This window comes from Trabulsiella odontotermitis (assembly GCF_030053895.1).
Taxonomy (GTDB): domain Bacteria; phylum Pseudomonadota; class Gammaproteobacteria; order Enterobacterales; family Enterobacteriaceae; genus Trabulsiella; species Trabulsiella odontotermitis_C.
Genome location: NZ_CP125781.1, coordinates 1,932,196 through 1,947,153, shown reverse-complemented (window position 1 = coordinate 1,947,153; position 14,958 = coordinate 1,932,196). Strand labels below are relative to the sequence as shown.

Sequence of the window (14,958 nt, the reverse complement as noted above, 5' to 3'; positions counted from 1 at the left end):
CATTCCTCAGTAATAAACAATGTTGAGCGTAGCGGCAGCCGTGAACGCACCAGTGCGAAGCGCCGCGCCATAGTTGCTGTCTTTCAGCGGCATCAGCGTGGCATCGAGACGAATTTTGCCGCCGCTCATATTGCGTTTACTGAAATCAAGCGCGTTATCAATGCTGAAAGGCAATGGCGTCAGGCTGGACGCTGTCCCGGCGCCATCGGTCACCACCAACTGAACCAGAATGCCAAACCCGGCGTTACTCTCTTTGGTGGAGAGTACTGTATGGTTGTCGACGTCTGTCGCCGTATTGCTGCCCGACACCGGGGTGAGATAGAACTTGATGTTTTGCGGTGCAGCGGTGCAGGAACTGACGCTGATTTCATGCGTGGCCGTGACGTTTTTATTGAGTATGTTTTGCGGAAAAATATTGCTGCCGAAGTCAAAACTCTGACTGGTCGCAGCGAAGGTGCAGGTTTCCGCCAGAATTTTCGCTTTGAAGTCCATATTCAGCGAATCAGCCATCGCCACCGGTGAAACCAGCCCTGCCAGCGCCAGACTTAGCGCCCATGTTCTTAACGACATAACATTCCCTCCACGGTGGTAGTTCCCTGTGCATCGTCTGCATCGCTCAGTGTTGACGGCGTGCGGAAGCGACACTGCATGTCGTTACCCTCTCCCCATTTGACGGTAATTTCTTCCTCTGGCCCCGCGCCACGGGTCATCAGTTTGCCGCCCTGCCCGGCGTAACCGATATGCTCTCCGGCGGCGTTGTAGATATCCGCACCAAGCGGGATCAAGCCTTGCGAACGATGAGCCACAAACAACACGAAGCGGCGAGCGTCGGTATCAAATTTGACGCGCACCACAGAGCCATCATGGGGGATCACGGTACTGATGGTGTTTTTCAGCTCGGTATCGGTTTCGAGCGTGCTGATATCAAGACCGACTTTGTTTTCGATATACGGCGACAGGCTGGTGGCGAGGGCGTAACCGTTGCTGTCAACGCGTGCGCTGCCGTTCTGCACTTTGCTTCCCTCGGCGCCTTTCGCTTCAATCAGCGCCATCGGGCCGTTGAGGTTGATGTCCGGTGAGAAAGTGATGCCACCAGAGTGGCCAATCACGCCTCCGTTGGCGCTTAAGGAGAGCTGTTGGTCGCCTTCGTTGCTGCGGGTCACCGTGCCGCCGAAACGGGCAGCGCGCGTTGAGATGGAGGCATTGCCGCTGATGGCCGAGTTGTCTTTTTGCCCCGGTTGTCCGGAATGGTTGTAGTTGGCATTGATGCCATAGTTGAATTCATTTTCGGGATCGTAACCGCTGGCCCCGATGCTGGTGGTGGCATCGTGTTTATCGCTGGTGGAATAGCTCATATTCAGGGTGTCGAAATACGGGCGGCTGTCACCGTCCGATCCCCAACTCAGCGGCACGGAGACGTTGAGGAAATACTGGGTCTCATCATTGCCATCGGAACCGTTTTTGTATTTCGAGACCGACAGGCTGTACGAGACGCGACCCCAGTTATTGTTGTAACCAAACTGGTACTGGGTATTTTTGCCTTCGTCAGAGTCCCAGTAATCTTCAATGCTGGCGTTGGCATAGAGCGAACCCCAACCTTCGGCGAGTGTCTGGCTGACACTAAGCTGGAATTTGTTGCGCGAGCGACTGAGGTCAGAAAGATCATTCATGTCATTGTCGTAGATGTAATCCATCGCATCCGACAGGCTGAAGTAGCCACTGGTGGAATAGCGATACGCCGCCAGTTGAAAGTTGGTTTTGGTGGTGTCGAAATACTGGTCGTAGCTGAGCTTGTAGCTCTGGCCGACGTAGCTTTTGCCGTCCGGGATCTGCGTCGTGGAGTTGGTGACGTCAAAAGAGAACGCCCCCACTGCGGTGTTCAGCGTGCCACCAACCACGCCCGCCCAGTAGTTTTCGGTGCCCTGTAAACCCGCATAAGCGGTAATGGCGTTGCTGAGCCCCTGTTGCCAGGTGCCCTGCGCCACGACAGGTTTATCGCTGTAGTTAGTACCGCCGTCATATTCACCCACCGTGAGGTTGTAGCGGCTGACGCCGGGGCGCAGCATCTGGCTGGACGTGGAATACGGTACGGTGAAGGTTTTTACCCGACCGTCAGCCTCGGTGACTTCCACGTCAATATCGGTACCGACGTTACCGGAGCGAATGTTGGCGAACTCAAACGCGCCTGGTGGCACGGTAGTTTCATAAATGACGTAGTTATCTTGCTTAATGACCACTTTGGCGTTGGTCTCTGCCACACCGCGGATCACCGGGAAAAAGCCCTGCTTTGAGAATGGCAGCATACGGTCGTCGCTTTTCAGCGTAACGCCTTTCACCCTGAAGGAATCAAACAACTGGCCGTCACTGTAGGCACTACCGAGGCGAACTTGCCCGCGCAAAAAAGCGACATCGCGTTCAAGGTAGTAATCGCCGGTATCAAACGCATAACCTGCGTCTTCATTCCAGGTGGCATAAGCGCTGGAGCGTAAGCGCCACGCGCCAAGGTTGATGCCGCCGCTAAAGTTGCCGCTCAGATTACGCGTGGTCTGATCGTTGGTGCGCGACGAGTAGCCGTTAAGGTTGTACTGCAATAACAGCGCGTTAATGCCGTTTTGCCATAATTCGGGGTCAACAGTGCCGTCATCATTGATAAAGGTGTCAGCCTGCGGCACGTTCAGCGTGAAGGTCTGCGAGTTCACATCCATCTGCCAGCTGGCAGTGGGAATATAGTCACGCAGCACAAGGCAGGTATCTTCCGGCTGGTCTTTTACCGAATCCGGGAGTTTTATCCCTGCGCTTTTCAGCAGCCCGCGGGTAAAACAGGGTTCACCAACGCCGTCTTTGTCACTATCAGTAAAATTAACGGTGAGCTGGCCTTTATCTAGCGTGTTGGTAAGAAAACGCACCTGATATTCGCCGGGGATCACCGGGTTGCCTTTACTGAACTTTTTGACGTCGATGCCATAACCGCTGATAAAACCGCCATCAAACTCAACCTCATCTTCTGATGAGGATGTCGCTGTTTCTTCAACGGGTTGCGTCACAGCACTGCTCACGTTCGCCACGGCATCGGCCGCACTGGCTTGCGCAATGGCGGCCAGGATGGATAACGTTATGAGTGATAGTTTCAGTGGCTTCATGCTTTTCTCTTACTCGCTGACTCGATTACTTGAGCGGCGTTTCTGCCAGATCGGCACCGCCGTAATCGTTAATCGAGGTGTATTTCACTTTCCAGCCTGCGCCAGTGATGGATTGCTTCGCGGTGAGATCCGCTTTGCTGAACGGGGCCAGCATGGTGTCGCCCATATCGAGCGTGCGACTGCCGGAAACCAGATCGATATTCGAATAGGAGATGTAATACGGGGTCGGGTTATCGGCGGTAATTTTGTTATCGCCGCTTTTCTGCCAGACCACTTTTGCCGCCGCTTCATTCGGCAACGGTTTTAAATTTCCCGGGCGGAAAAATATTTTTATGCGCGTACGGAAAGCCAGTTGCAGCGTATTATTATCAGTCTTTTTTTCGCCGGCTTTCGCTTTTGACGGAATTTCCAGAACATTGAGCCAATAAAGACTTTCGCGATCTTTCGGTAATGTTGGCTGGTTATAAACCAGCCGCAGTGTTTGCCCTTTTTCAGGATCGATACGCGACACTGGCGGTGTTAAAAAAAAGGGAACGTCGACGGATTCAGGACGCGCGGAAGGATCACCGGCATCAATCCATGACTGGGCTAATAAAGGCCGTTTGCCTTTATTGGTCATTTGAATAGTGACATCTTTTTTGTCCGCGGGATATATCACGCGTGTGCCGGACAGAACCAGATCGGCCATTGCTGGCTGGCTGAGAACAGCAGTACACAGGCCAGCAATGATGCCAGCAAGAATAACTTTTTTCATAATAGACTCGATATAATGCCCGCCGCAGTCCGAAAAGGCACTGCTTTGGGCAGGTCATCAATTACTGATAGACAATGTCAAAGGTCGCGATGGACTGGAACGCACCCGAAGTGACCGTTGCCGCCGTTTTAATGAATTGCGCCCCCATCGTCACGCTACCGACATAATCTGCTCCTGTCGTCGCGCTATCTGAGGTTTCAACCAGTGGAATTTCTGTATTAAACGCCACTGCGGCAGTCGGTGCATCCAGTGATACGATAGCGGCGTTAACCCCTGTCGCGACCGGTGTACCGCCCTTGCCGATGTAAGCATTTTTATAGCTGCTGACGTCTGCGGCGTCTGAACCATAAACGCCTTTGTTAAACTGAATTGCCCTCGGTGCCGTGTCGCTGGCGCAGTTAGAAATTTCAATTTTAAATGGCGTGTAGCCGTCACCCACCAGGTCACCCACACTGGCACTGGAGGTATCCGCCACCAGCACGCTCGGCATAGTGACTTCCGGACGGATGGTATCGGTAGAGCTCTGGCCGTCAGTCGTGACAGTACAGGTGCCGGCATAGACGTGACCCAAAAGCGTAACGCCGCCGTCATCGTTCACGACACCGTCGTCAGCTGCTTGCGCCCCAGCCGCCGCCATGCACAGCGCCAGAAGGGAAACCTTTGTTACTTTAGTGATTAGAGACATACAAGTTCCTTTTTGCATATGAAAACAAACCCCGACTCACATTCATCCAGAAAATTTTATTGCAGGAGTGAATATTTAAAGTCGGGATATAGATTACTGCGTTTTGCGGGCTGTGGATTTCGTCTTTCTTAATTTACCATTAAGTAAAACTAACATGGATTTCGAAGGGAAAATAAAGGGGAAATATATTGATGCAGTATTTTAGGGTGGAAATAATAAACACAAAATAAAAGCCCCTCAATCTTAGAGGGGCTAAATCGTTATTTAACAGCCTGAGACATCACTTCTTTGAATTTATCCATCGGGCAGAAGCCTTTGGCATCAACCGGGCAACCATTCAGCGCCAGAATAACTCGCTGTGGCGGGTTTTGCAGTGTTAATGGCTCGGCATTGCGCAGTTGTTCGGTACTCTGATAAACATATTCAATTTTCATCAGGTCGCGGTTGGCTTTATCGTCGTGCCAGCGCTGGAAAACAATTTTCCCGCCGATGGGCGTACGCTCATACTGGTTCGGCAACTGATAGGGTTTGAAATCCAGCGCGCGGATGAGCGAGGCAATATTGGAGTCGTGCCCTGCCAGCATGGTGATTTTCGGCGCGTTCGTCGCATCGCTCACCAGCACTTTATCAATGTATTTCACCAGCGGCGCCGAGACGTTACGCGCCACTTCCGGCGAAGTGAAGAGGCTATCCTGATAGCCATTTTTCAGCTTCGACAATACACGCCACTGTTGGTCGGTTTTGATTTTACCCCAGGCGACCTGATCCAGCGGGAAACCTTCATAGTATTGCAGCGTGAAGGCATCCACTAATGAGTTGCCCACTTTCAGCGGACCATCAACACCGGGCTCTTTTTCATAATTCGCGCTGAACGTATCTTTCGCATCAATCAGTGAACAGACCTTTTTTTCCTTGCAGGAAGGGGAATCCTGATAATCGGCGATCTGCGCCAGCAGTTGATAGCTGTCATTGAGCTGCATTTTCTGGCGCTCGGTTTCCATCGCTTTTAACGCTTTCGCCTTAAATTCCGGCGAGTCATCGGTAATCACCGGGTTGAAGGTCGGGTCCATGGTACCCATTTTTTCCTGATGATGAACCGGTATGTCACACCCCGGGAACGCGCCGGAAATAAAGAACTGCGCGGTGGCAACCGTGCGCTGCAGACTGTTCGCATAGGCATATACAGTTTGCGGTGCCGGGCATTCGCCGGTAGTCACCATCGCCTGCTGCGCCAGCCATTCGCGCATATAATGCCCCATATAGACTTCAAGCACGCCGCCTTTGGTGGTTAACTGCCCGCCCGGCACATCCCATTGCGGCCATTTATCCGGCGTTGACTGTTCCAGCACGCTACCGTTATTTGCCAGCGGTGCGCGCAGGTTATGGCGGCTCATGATCAGCACCTGTTGCAGTTTGTATCCGTCACTTTCGCTTTGCGCCTGGACACTTGCGGTCATTAACATCGCGCCGACAACAGCACTGGCTAGTATCGCCTTTTTCATCCCAACATCCTCACTGTGGTAATAAGTGGGTTAAGTGTGACAGATTTATGACGGTTTTCCGGGGGATAGTTCGCAAAGCGAAAGAACAAACATCGCATTGCACTCTCTTTGACCATTGAAAAACACACCATAACGTCCGCTCAGGAAATAAATGATTTGTTAACTCGCTCGCAAATCCTGTTATTTTTTAGGAATAATCTTAATCGTGTAAGTTATCCCCTCTCAAGACCGATAATAAACTCTGAAACGCGGTTTTGGCGGACAGAATGACTCATTAATAAGGTTTAATTATCTCCCGCCATGCCTGTAAAGGTTACAGATTCTTGCCATAGACTAACCAGCTGTTAACTCTCATTAATTCTTTTTAGCATGATGTTATAAAGCTGTATTTTTCCTTTTCGGTTACCCTTAGTTGACCCGGGGTTTTTGCATTTTTAAAAATGAGTTCCAGGTGAAAATGTGCGATACTTATACCCGGCTGTAAGTACACATTTTTTTGCCAAACTATGAGCTTGAACTTTCATTTCTGTTACAACTTTATATGCTGCATTTAAATACATGGTGACTGATGTATGTTATGGATTATTAACAATAACATTGAGTTCAGGCCAGAAAAGAACAGACTGGCGTCTGTGACTAATCCTGAACTAAGCGTAATACTTACCACGCCTGCCAGTCGCTGTCTGACCCTTTTACTGGAAGCTGCACCGGGTGTCGTACCGCAGCAGGATTTCTTTAAAAAGGTCTGGGAAGATGATGGCATGCTGGTGCCTGCCAATACGCTGTATCAAAATATCTCTATTGTTCGCCGCGGGCTGCGCACCGTCGGTGAAACAGAAGGAACGTTGATTGCCACCGTTCCGCGTAAAGGTTTTCAGATTGAGAGCAACATTAAAGTTGAACAGGTCGAGGAAATAGCCGAAACAGAAGCGGTCGCCAATAATGATGATGTCGAAGTGGCTGGCGATAATGCCTTACTGGATGTCACACCGCCGCCAGCATCAGAAACCACTGACAGCAAACGTAACAGCAAACGCGCGCGTAACCTCCGCATGTTGCTGATGGTGTTATCGTTTATCGTCGGCGCGCTGATATTCCAGTATCCCTGGTATCTGAAAAACGATAAGAACTTCTTTGATAACTACCGACTGTATGAAACGGTGAACGGTTGTCAGTTCTTTTCCCGTAGCGATGATATCGATGGCAGCGACAGTTTCCAGAAATACAAAAATGCGATAATGAAAACAGGCGTCGATTGTAAAAAGTATCCGTGGATCTATTTCTCCTCTTCCAGCACCGCGCCTGCGCTGTCGGCACTGATTTGCCACAGGCCTTACGAGAGAAAATCGAATTCCGGGTGTACTACCCTCTATTTCCGGGGGCTAAATGATGAATAAGAAAAGAACAGCCGCACTCTGTGGACTGCTTTTCGTGCTCGGCGGCATGTCGGGATATTACTACCATCAGCGAGCCGAGCGCCTGCTCGACCCTGAAAAATGCACGGCATCGATCGTGGTTTATTACAAAGATGTGCGCGCGAATATGACGCTCGACTTTATGTACACGCTGGAAAAACGCACCGGAGTCGTCGCGGTCAGCGGCACTTACTACCAGAACGATAAACCGCTTGGCGTGATCCGCCAGGATGTCGCCTATACCTGGACTGAAAATAAAGATAACCTGCGTTTTCACTCCAACCGGGTGGCGAAAGTGACCAACGACGCGGCAATTTCGGACGATCTGCTCAATAATGTATTGCCGGATTTTTACGTTTATCCGAACAAAACGATTAGCTATACCATTCTGACGCAGGGTCATCGGGGGTTCATATTTACCGTCGGTAAACGCCCTATTTTCTTCTGCGCCCATTAATTTTTTGACACCATGCCACGGGATTTTCCCGTGGCACATTCTTACATCATCTGTCTCCATGGCTGACGGTTATACCTTCCCGCAAATTTTCAGACTTCGATTATGATTAAATGAGGTTCGAATACGGAGTAAGCCACGATGCAAAGCTATGTCGCAAGGGTAAAAGAAGAATGGCTCGGCCTGATTCGTGAGACTGAGCCACATATTCATGAAATGGCTCGGGAACTGGGTGAAGATAATGCCCAGAATCTGAGCGAAATTTTTTACAGTAATATCCTTACCGATCCGCAAGCCGTCGATTTTCTTACCAATGAACAGGTCGAAACGCATCTGAAAAAATCGCTGGTGATGTGGTTAAAGCGCGTTCTCTCCTGCTCGGAGAATGACGTCGATGAGCTGATCGCCATTCAGCAACATGTGGGCGAAATTCACGCTCGCATCGGCATCCCGATACAGCTGGTCGATATGGGCGCGCGGATCTTAAAACGGAATCTCATTCCGCTGATCATCGAACGCAGCGGCAGCGATAACGACAAAATTAAACTTCTGAGCTTTTCGTTAAGCAGCATTGACCTTGCGCTGGAAATTATGGCGCGAACGTTCACCTTTGGTGAAAGCAGCAGCATGAAAGAGGATGAAAACTACCGCATCTTTTCTCTTCTGGAAAATGCTGAAGAGGAAAAAGAGCGGCAAATTGGCAGCCTGCTGAGCTGGGAAATGGATGTCATGTATAACGTGATGCTGGAAACTGATCTCGACAGTATTCAGCTCATCAGCCGCGCGGATTTCGGCCTGTGGTTTAATCATAAAGGTCGCCATTATTTCAGCGGTATTGCTGAAGTCGGTTATATTGCGAAATTAATTCAGGAAACCGATCAAATACTGTTAAAAACGCGCGAAAGCTCCCGGACATTTCGGCAAAAAAATATTCGTAATGATTTTATGCTGCAAATTAAGAATAACACGACGCAAATTGCCACCCTGTTACGCGGACTCTTTGATGATGTCGCCAAACATGAAGTGGGCATGGACGTGTTAACGAAACTGCTGAACCGGCGTTTTCTGGCGGCGATTTTCAAACGTGAGATTACCCATGCGAACCGCGTCGGGACAAGTCTTTCAGTATTGCTGATCGACGTTGATAAGTTTAAGGAGATCAATGACGGTCATGGACATGCGACCGGTGATGAGATTCTGCGTAAAATTTCGCAGGTCTTTTATGACAACGTTCGCAGCAGCGATTATGTCTTCCGTTACGGCGGCGATGAATTTTTGATTGTGCTGACCGAAGCGTCACCTGCCGAAACTATGCATGTTGCGGAACGTATTCGTGCGAAGGCGATGAAACAGGTGGTGAATACGCCGGATGGCAAACAGCTCACGACCACGTTATCCATCGGCGCGGCGATGTTTCAGGGACACCCGGACTACGAACGGCTGATTCAGGCGGCGGATGAAGCGCTGTATGTGGCGAAACGCAATGGCCGAAACCGCGCAGAAATGTACACTCCCGGCAATAAAGCATAATCACCTCCCCCTGGCGTTGCCCGTCGTCGGGGGAAACTGTTTTAATTCGTCGGCACCGGCTCCAGGCCGCCAATCTGTTCGAGGGCGATCAGTGTTTCCCGCGCTTCCACTTCGTCGATGATGCTCATGGCAAAGCCGACGTGAACCAGTACCCACTGACCGACCAGCGCTGCCGGATCGCCTTCGCAAACCAGCGCAATATTGACGCCGCGCTTCACGCCGCACACTTCCACTTCCGCCATCTGGTGGATATCTTCACCCACTGACAGCACTTTTCCGGGAATGCCAATACACATCGTTAACTCCTGAAAGACGACGTTATTCCACTTCGATACTCTTCACCACTAACATGTCACCGTTCCCGATACGCAGTCGCGCACCCTGGCAAACGGGACAGCGGGCGTCCTGACTGACCACTTCCACGGCCTGGCTGCAGTCCCAGCACCACGCCTGCGCCGGTTTAATGGCGATATGTAATTCGCAACCCTGCGCCACCGTGCCGCGACAGACGCGGTCAAAACTGAAGCGCACCGCGCTTTCTTCCACGCAGGACAGCGCGCCAATCTCCAGCCAGACGCCAGTGACCCGTGCCACCTGATGCTGCTCGGCCTGCCGCTGGATCACTTCAACCGCGCTCTGACACAGAGACAACTCATGCATGTTCATTGCTCCGGCGACCAAACAGCAGCGCGCGGCGGCTGGCATGCACGGCATAAGGATCGCTGACCGGAATAGAGAGCAGCATCCGCTGGCAGTCTTCCGCCAGCCGCACGCCCTGCTCTGCCGTCAGGTCATGATCCAGCGGCGACATGAGTGAACAGGTCAGATACTGGGAAACCCCGTCCAGCTCGCCGACGGTAAACGTCATGTCGCCAAACGGCAGTTTGAGCCCGATTTTTTCACTCACTTTCCGTTGCGGCCAAACCTGATCCGGCCCGGGGAAAATCAGCGCGCTCAGCATCCATGGCGTCACCACGCAACCCACCCACTGACCTTCGAACAGACTGAAGGGCGAAACATGTACCGGCATGTTGGGGTGCAAAAACGAGAGGTTCTGCATCGCGTCACGCGAAATGGCCTCAAACGCCGCCTGTACCGCCTCTGCCGGGCTGGCAGAGAAACCTGCGATATCCTCACTCATAACACGCCTCCCTGGACACCACCTCCACGCCGGACTCTCGCAGCGCGGCAATCACCTGTTGCAGCGCGGGTTCCAGCGCAGCTTCAGCTTCGGTCGTCATCCCGATTTTAGGTTCGAGTGACGCCGGAATGACACCGACCAGCGTCAGCTTACGGGGGAATTCCCCCGTAAAACGTAATGCCGAGAGCACATCGGACAGACCCAGCTGATGCGGCGAAATCTTGTTGGTAAACAGCGCGGGGACGTCATCATCACGCAGGATTAAGATATCCCCCGGCACGCCTTTGCGCGAGACAACCGCATCGGCAATGATTAGGTGATCCCTGTCCGCCATCTCGCTCAGCAGCTCCATGCCTGCCGTACCACCATCAAGAATATCGACGTAGTCCGGCAGTACGTACCGTTGCTCAAGCGCTTCAACAATACGTACGCCGATAGCTTCGTCCGTCAGCAGAATGTTACCGACGCCTAACACTAATATCCGCATTACAGAACCTTCACCGAGACCACTTCATTTCCATCGGCATCCACCACATGCACCGCGCAGGCCATGCACGGGTCAAAGGAGTGGACAGTCCTTACCACTTCCAGCGGTTTTTCCGGATCGGCAATTGGTGTGCCCACCAGTGACTGCTCGTACGGTCCAACCTCATCGTTAAAGTTACGCGGCCCGGAGTTCCAGGTTGTCGGCACGACCGCCTGGTAGTTGCTGATTTTCCCGTCTCTGATGACCACCCAGTGCGAGAGCATCCCGCGCGGCGCTTCGAGGAAACCGACGCCTTTGAACTCTGCGTTTGCCGGGATATCCGGTTTCACGAAAGTGACGTGGTCGCCTTTACCGATGTTAGCGATCAGCGCGTTGTACTGATCCTGCAGGATATGTTGCAGTTCGCAGCAGTGCACGGTACGACCGACGATACGGCCGAGCGTGGAATGCAGTTGCGCCACTTCAATCGTTTTCCCGGTCAGCTTCTGGTAGATGGCGATGATTTCACCGAGCTTGTTCCAGGTGGATTCGCGTTTCGCCGCCAGTTTGCACAGCATGTTGGCGAGCGGCCCGACTTCCACTGTTTTGCCGTAGAAGGTCGGCGATTTCACCCACGAGTATTTTTCATCGGCATTCCAGCCGGTGAAGTTCGGAATGGTCGTGCCCTCCCACGGCGCCTGCGGGGCTTCGTCTTTATACCAGGCGTGTTTCGCGCTCTCCTGAATGCCCTTGATCAGGTATTCATCAGAATGCGAGGCGATCGGGCGATAGGTCGACAGATCGCTGTCGGCGATGTAACCGCCCGGGAACAGGAAACTGCCATTCTGACCGTCGGTCGGGAATTCCGGCGCCGCCAGGTAATTTTTCGAGCCTTTGCCCAGTTCCAGCCATTCCGGGTAGAACGCGGCGATAACCGCAGTATCCACCTTATAAACCTGTTCAACGAAGTCGCCCAGCTTGTCGATAAACGACTTGATGTACATCAGGCGCTCAAGGTTCAGCACGCCGAGCCCGTCAAGGTTGATCGGGTTCGCGACACCGCCCACGGCAAGGTTCTGGATGTGCGGCGTTTTGCCGCCCAGCAGCGCCACCACGCGGTTGGCGTCACGCTGGCACTCCAGCGCCTGCAGATAGTGGGCAACCGCAATCAGGTTAACCTCTGGCGGCAGTTTCATGGCCGGGTGTCCCCAGTAACCGTTGGCAAAAATCCCCAACTGACCGCTGGCCACCAGCGCTTTGATCTTGTTCTGTACCTTCGTGAACTCTTCGGTGCTGTTCAGGTGCCAGGTTGACACGCCTTTCAGCATCGCCGACGCTTTCGCCGGATCTGCATTCAGTGCAGAGGTGATATCCACCCAGTCCAGCGCCGACAACTGATAGAAATGCACGATATGGTCGTGCGTGGTATGTGCCGACAGAATGATGTTGCGAATGTACTGTGCGTTGAGGGGAACGTTGATTTTCAGCGCGCTCTCAACAGCACGAACGGACGCCATCGCGTGCGTGGTGGTACATACGCCACAAATACGCTGCATAATCATCCACGCATCACGCGGATCGCGGTTCTTGACGATTTCTTCCATGCCGCGCCACATGGTTCCCGATGCCCACGCTTTTGACACGACGCCGTTTTCAATTTCGCAATCGATGCGTAAATGCCCTTCAATACGGGTTACCGGATCAATAGTTATACGTTGGCTCATGCTTTGCTCGCCTCATGACGATGATCTTGTTGCTTTAAAGGAGGAATTATCGGCAGTAAACGAATGAGTAAGATGTATGCACATACCTCAATTGCCACAAAACCAATAGAAATTAAAATCTCTTCCCAGGCCGGGAAGTACTGATAACCGCCGCCCGGATTGTAGGCGACCAGCGAGTAGGACAAACGCCACAGCGCACAGCCCAACAGCATGCTCAGCGCCCCGAGGAACAGTATCCGCGAATCATGCAGCAGTTTCGGCACACGCAGCACCACCAGCGGGAAGACCAGCAGCAGAATTTCCACCCAGAACATGACCGAATAGAAATCGCCCGCAAAGGCCAGACCGAGCTTGTTATGGTAGATGAGCTCACCAAAACGCAGCACCAGGAACAGCGCCAGGAAGATGCTGATAGTGCCCATCAGTTTTCTGAACAGCGGTTGTTCATCCGCGCCCTTGCCGCGCAGGCCGCTCTGTACCAGCGATCCCTCGAAAATCACAATCGAGAAACCCATGATGAACGCGGTCAGCAGCGAGAACAGCGGCAGCATTTCATAGCTTTGCCACAGCGGATGCACCTTGTGCCCGGCGACAATCATCAGTGAGCCCATTGACGACTGGTGCATACTCGGCAGCAACGCGCCAAAGGCGATGATGAAGAACATCACTTTGTTGATGCGCTTCAGCGAGACTTTCCAGCCCAGCCGCTCGAACAGGGCCGGGGCAAATTCCAGCGCCATCACACCGATGTAGATGGTCATACAGACCGCCGTCTCAAACAGCACCGAGTTGACGTTGAAGAACCCCGGAATGTAGAAATACGGCAGGTTCCAGTAACGACCCACGTCGATGGTGATCGACAGACCGCCCAGCGAATAGCCGAACAGGCTCGCCAGCAGCGCAGGACGCACCAGCGGGTGATATTCGCCTTTGTTAAAGACATACACCGCCCAGGCCAGCGCCCAGCCGCCACACGCGAAGCCGGTGCCGATCAGCAGGTCAAAGGCTATCCAGATCCCCCACGGAAAACCGCCGTTCAGATCAGAGACCGAGCCCAGACCGAACACCAGACGCTTACCGATAAACAGAACACAAAGCAGGATCAGCGGGCCGAAAAACAGGATCGGCTTGCTGACGAGCTTACCGCCCAGCGGTTTCGGATCATGACTCATGGTCGTCCCCTCCGTCGTGATGGTCGTTTCTGGTGTTGCGACGCACCAGGGCGGTCAGTCCCGCAAGCACGGCCAGTGGTAACACCATGCCTTTGTACAGCGTGTGCTGGATATTCTCCGAGCGCGCGCCGGTGGAGAGATCGTCCAGTTTCGGCAGCCCTAATTTCTCGTACGGCACACCGGTCAGTACCAGCACCTGCGTGCCGCCGCCCTCTTTCTCACCGTACAGATGTGGCTCGTAATGCGGCACTGTATGCTGATAACGGTCCGCGGAATCGACCGTCTGACGCGGGTAGTGATACTCGTCGCCAGGCTTCATCTGCAGACGTTTTTTCGCTTCCGCCATCAGGTCTTCGCGGGTACCGAAAATCACCGCCCCGGCAGGACAGGCTTCGACGCAGCCCGGTAAACCGCCCTTGTCGAGACGTTCAACGCCCTTCTGGTTGCACAGTTCACACTTGTGAATGGCGCCGAACGGGTTGTCATAATCGTATTTCGGCACGTTGTACGGGCAACCGACCATGCAGTAGCGGCAGCCAGTACAGACATCAGGGTCATACTGAACGATGCCGGTTTTCGGGTGTTTGGTCAGCGCCTGCACCGGGCATACGGAAACGCAGTTCGGATCAACGCAGTGCATACACTGTTTTTTGATGTAGGCGTAGCCGTCATCGAGCTGATCTTTATGCTCGCCTTTACCGCTGTGCCACACCTGAATGATGTTGTTGGTATAGGGCGACAGCTTGTCGTTGTTTGACCAGGTCTGCGGGCCTTCCGGGTTGCGGGAAGGAAAGTTGATATCCTGGCATTTCGTCACGCACGCCTGGCACCCCACACAGAGTGTGGAGTCGTACAGCATACCGAGCGAGCCAGGGATCGGCGGGCGGTTTTCCGCCGCCGCATGACCGGGCGAGGTGCTGCCAATCAGCAGCGCCCCGCCGGAGGCTATTTTCAGGAAATTACGTCTATCCACGG

Annotated in this window: 15 protein-coding genes; 3 read left to right on the top strand and 12 right to left on the bottom strand. The window is 52.9% G+C overall.

Features of this window, described 5'->3' with window-relative positions; all coding sequences use genetic code 11:
- Positions 1-6: 6 nt before the first annotated feature.
- From QMG90_RS09260 to agp, 5 genes are all read right to left on the bottom strand, one after another.
- Positions 7-570 (bottom strand): fimbrial protein, encoded by a 564-nt coding sequence (locus tag QMG90_RS09260; RefSeq protein WP_283283536.1) that lies wholly within the window; start codon positions 568-570, stop codon positions 7-9.
- Entirely contained in the window at positions 561-3,140 is a 2,580-nt protein-coding gene (locus QMG90_RS09255) for a fimbria/pilus outer membrane usher protein (RefSeq protein WP_283283535.1), read from the bottom strand. The genes QMG90_RS09260 and QMG90_RS09255 overlap by 10 nt, the downstream gene beginning before the upstream one ends.
- Before the next feature lie 25 nt (positions 3,141-3,165).
- On the bottom strand, positions 3,166-3,894 hold the full coding sequence (locus QMG90_RS09250; RefSeq protein WP_283283533.1) for a fimbrial chaperone: 729 nt from the start codon (positions 3,892-3,894) through the stop codon (positions 3,166-3,168).
- 61 nt (positions 3,895-3,955) lie between these two features.
- Positions 3,956-4,579: a fimbrial protein gene (locus QMG90_RS09245; RefSeq protein ID WP_283283532.1), complete on the bottom strand. Its 624-nt coding sequence runs from the start codon at positions 4,577-4,579 to the stop codon at positions 3,956-3,958.
- A gap of 260 nt (positions 4,580-4,839) precedes the next feature.
- Positions 4,840-6,081 carry a bifunctional glucose-1-phosphatase/inositol phosphatase gene (agp, locus tag QMG90_RS09240; protein WP_283283531.1) on the bottom strand — a complete coding sequence of 414 codons (1,242 nt, stop codon included), beginning with the start codon at positions 6,079-6,081 and terminating at the stop codon, positions 4,840-4,842.
- Positions 6,082-6,653: 572 nt separating this feature from the next.
- Here agp and QMG90_RS09235 point away from each other — a divergent pair.
- The 3 genes from QMG90_RS09235 (at position 6,654) to QMG90_RS09225 (ending at position 9,480) form a co-directional block, all read left to right on the top strand.
- Positions 6,654-7,478 (top strand): winged helix-turn-helix domain-containing protein, encoded by an 825-nt coding sequence (locus tag QMG90_RS09235; RefSeq protein WP_283283530.1) that lies wholly within the window; start codon positions 6,654-6,656, stop codon positions 7,476-7,478.
- Entirely contained in the window at positions 7,471-7,953 is a 483-nt protein-coding gene (locus QMG90_RS09230) for a hypothetical protein (protein ID WP_419097923.1), read from the top strand. The genes QMG90_RS09235 and QMG90_RS09230 overlap by 8 nt, the downstream gene beginning before the upstream one ends.
- Before the next feature lie 138 nt (positions 7,954-8,091).
- The gene (locus tag QMG90_RS09225) at positions 8,092-9,480 is read left to right on the top strand and encodes a diguanylate cyclase (protein WP_283283528.1); all 1,389 of its coding nucleotides are present in this window, start codon (positions 8,092-8,094) and stop codon (positions 9,478-9,480) included.
- Positions 9,481-9,521: 41 nt separating this feature from the next.
- Here the strand turns inward: QMG90_RS09225 and hybG are convergent, their stop codons facing one another.
- From hybG to hybA, 7 genes are read right to left on the bottom strand one after another with little or no spacing between them, the layout of a single operon-like run.
- Complete coding sequence (hybG, locus tag QMG90_RS09220; RefSeq protein ID WP_283283526.1) at positions 9,522-9,776, bottom strand: hydrogenase maturation factor HybG; 255 nt, start codon at positions 9,774-9,776, stop codon at positions 9,522-9,524.
- A gap of 22 nt (positions 9,777-9,798) precedes the next feature.
- Positions 9,799-10,140, bottom strand: a complete 342-nt coding sequence (gene hypA, locus QMG90_RS09215; protein WP_283283525.1) for a hydrogenase maturation nickel metallochaperone HypA — start codon at positions 10,138-10,140, stop codon at positions 9,799-9,801.
- Positions 10,133-10,621, bottom strand: a complete 489-nt coding sequence (hybE, locus tag QMG90_RS09210) for a hydrogenase-2 assembly chaperone (RefSeq protein ID WP_283283524.1) — start codon at positions 10,619-10,621, stop codon at positions 10,133-10,135. The genes hypA and hybE overlap by 8 nt, the downstream gene beginning before the upstream one ends.
- Positions 10,614-11,108, bottom strand: a complete 495-nt coding sequence (locus tag QMG90_RS09205; RefSeq protein ID WP_283283523.1) for a HyaD/HybD family hydrogenase maturation endopeptidase — start codon at positions 11,106-11,108, stop codon at positions 10,614-10,616. Before QMG90_RS09205 ends, hybE begins: the two co-directional genes overlap by 8 nt.
- The gene (gene hybC / locus QMG90_RS09200; protein WP_283283522.1) at positions 11,108-12,811 is read right to left on the bottom strand and encodes a hydrogenase 2 large subunit; all 1,704 of its coding nucleotides are present in this window, start codon (positions 12,809-12,811) and stop codon (positions 11,108-11,110) included. Before hybC ends, QMG90_RS09205 begins: the two co-directional genes overlap by 1 nt.
- Complete coding sequence (gene hybB / locus QMG90_RS09195) at positions 12,808-13,983, bottom strand: Ni/Fe-hydrogenase cytochrome b subunit (RefSeq protein ID WP_283283521.1); 1,176 nt, start codon at positions 13,981-13,983, stop codon at positions 12,808-12,810. Before hybB ends, hybC begins: the two co-directional genes overlap by 4 nt.
- Entirely contained in the window at positions 13,973-14,956 is a 984-nt protein-coding gene (gene hybA / locus QMG90_RS09190) for a hydrogenase 2 operon protein HybA (protein ID WP_283283520.1), read from the bottom strand. The genes hybB and hybA overlap by 11 nt, the downstream gene beginning before the upstream one ends.
- Positions 14,957-14,958 lie beyond the last annotated feature (2 nt).

Bases quoted from the DNA above. Each gene is read 5' to 3' on its own strand.
- QMG90_RS09260 (WP_283283536.1), bottom strand. From the start codon at position 570: ATGTCGTTAAGAACATGGGCGCTAAGTCTGGCGCTGGCAGGGCTGGTT.
- QMG90_RS09255 (WP_283283535.1), bottom strand. From the start codon at position 3,140: ATGAAGCCACTGAAACTATCACTCATAACGTTATCCATCCTGGCCGCC.
- QMG90_RS09250 (WP_283283533.1), bottom strand. From the start codon at position 3,894: ATGAAAAAAGTTATTCTTGCTGGCATCATTGCTGGCCTGTGTACTGCT.
- QMG90_RS09245 (WP_283283532.1), bottom strand. From the start codon at position 4,579: ATGTCTCTAATCACTAAAGTAACAAAGGTTTCCCTTCTGGCGCTGTGC.
- agp (WP_283283531.1), bottom strand. From the start codon at position 6,081: ATGAAAAAGGCGATACTAGCCAGTGCTGTTGTCGGCGCGATGTTAATG.
- QMG90_RS09235 (WP_283283530.1), top strand. From the start codon at position 6,654: ATGTTATGGATTATTAACAATAACATTGAGTTCAGGCCAGAAAAGAAC.
- QMG90_RS09230 (WP_419097923.1), top strand. From the start codon at position 7,471: ATGAATAAGAAAAGAACAGCCGCACTCTGTGGACTGCTTTTCGTGCTC.
- QMG90_RS09225 (WP_283283528.1), top strand. From the start codon at position 8,092: ATGCAAAGCTATGTCGCAAGGGTAAAAGAAGAATGGCTCGGCCTGATT.
- hybG (WP_283283526.1), bottom strand. From the start codon at position 9,776: ATGTGTATTGGCATTCCCGGAAAAGTGCTGTCAGTGGGTGAAGATATC.
- hypA (WP_283283525.1), bottom strand. From the start codon at position 10,140: ATGCATGAGTTGTCTCTGTGTCAGAGCGCGGTTGAAGTGATCCAGCGG.
- hybE (WP_283283524.1), bottom strand. From the start codon at position 10,621: ATGAGTGAGGATATCGCAGGTTTCTCTGCCAGCCCGGCAGAGGCGGTA.
- QMG90_RS09205 (WP_283283523.1), bottom strand. From the start codon at position 11,108: ATGCGGATATTAGTGTTAGGCGTCGGTAACATTCTGCTGACGGACGAA.
- hybC (WP_283283522.1), bottom strand. From the start codon at position 12,811: ATGAGCCAACGTATAACTATTGATCCGGTAACCCGTATTGAAGGGCAT.
- hybB (WP_283283521.1), bottom strand. From the start codon at position 13,983: ATGAGTCATGATCCGAAACCGCTGGGCGGTAAGCTCGTCAGCAAGCCG.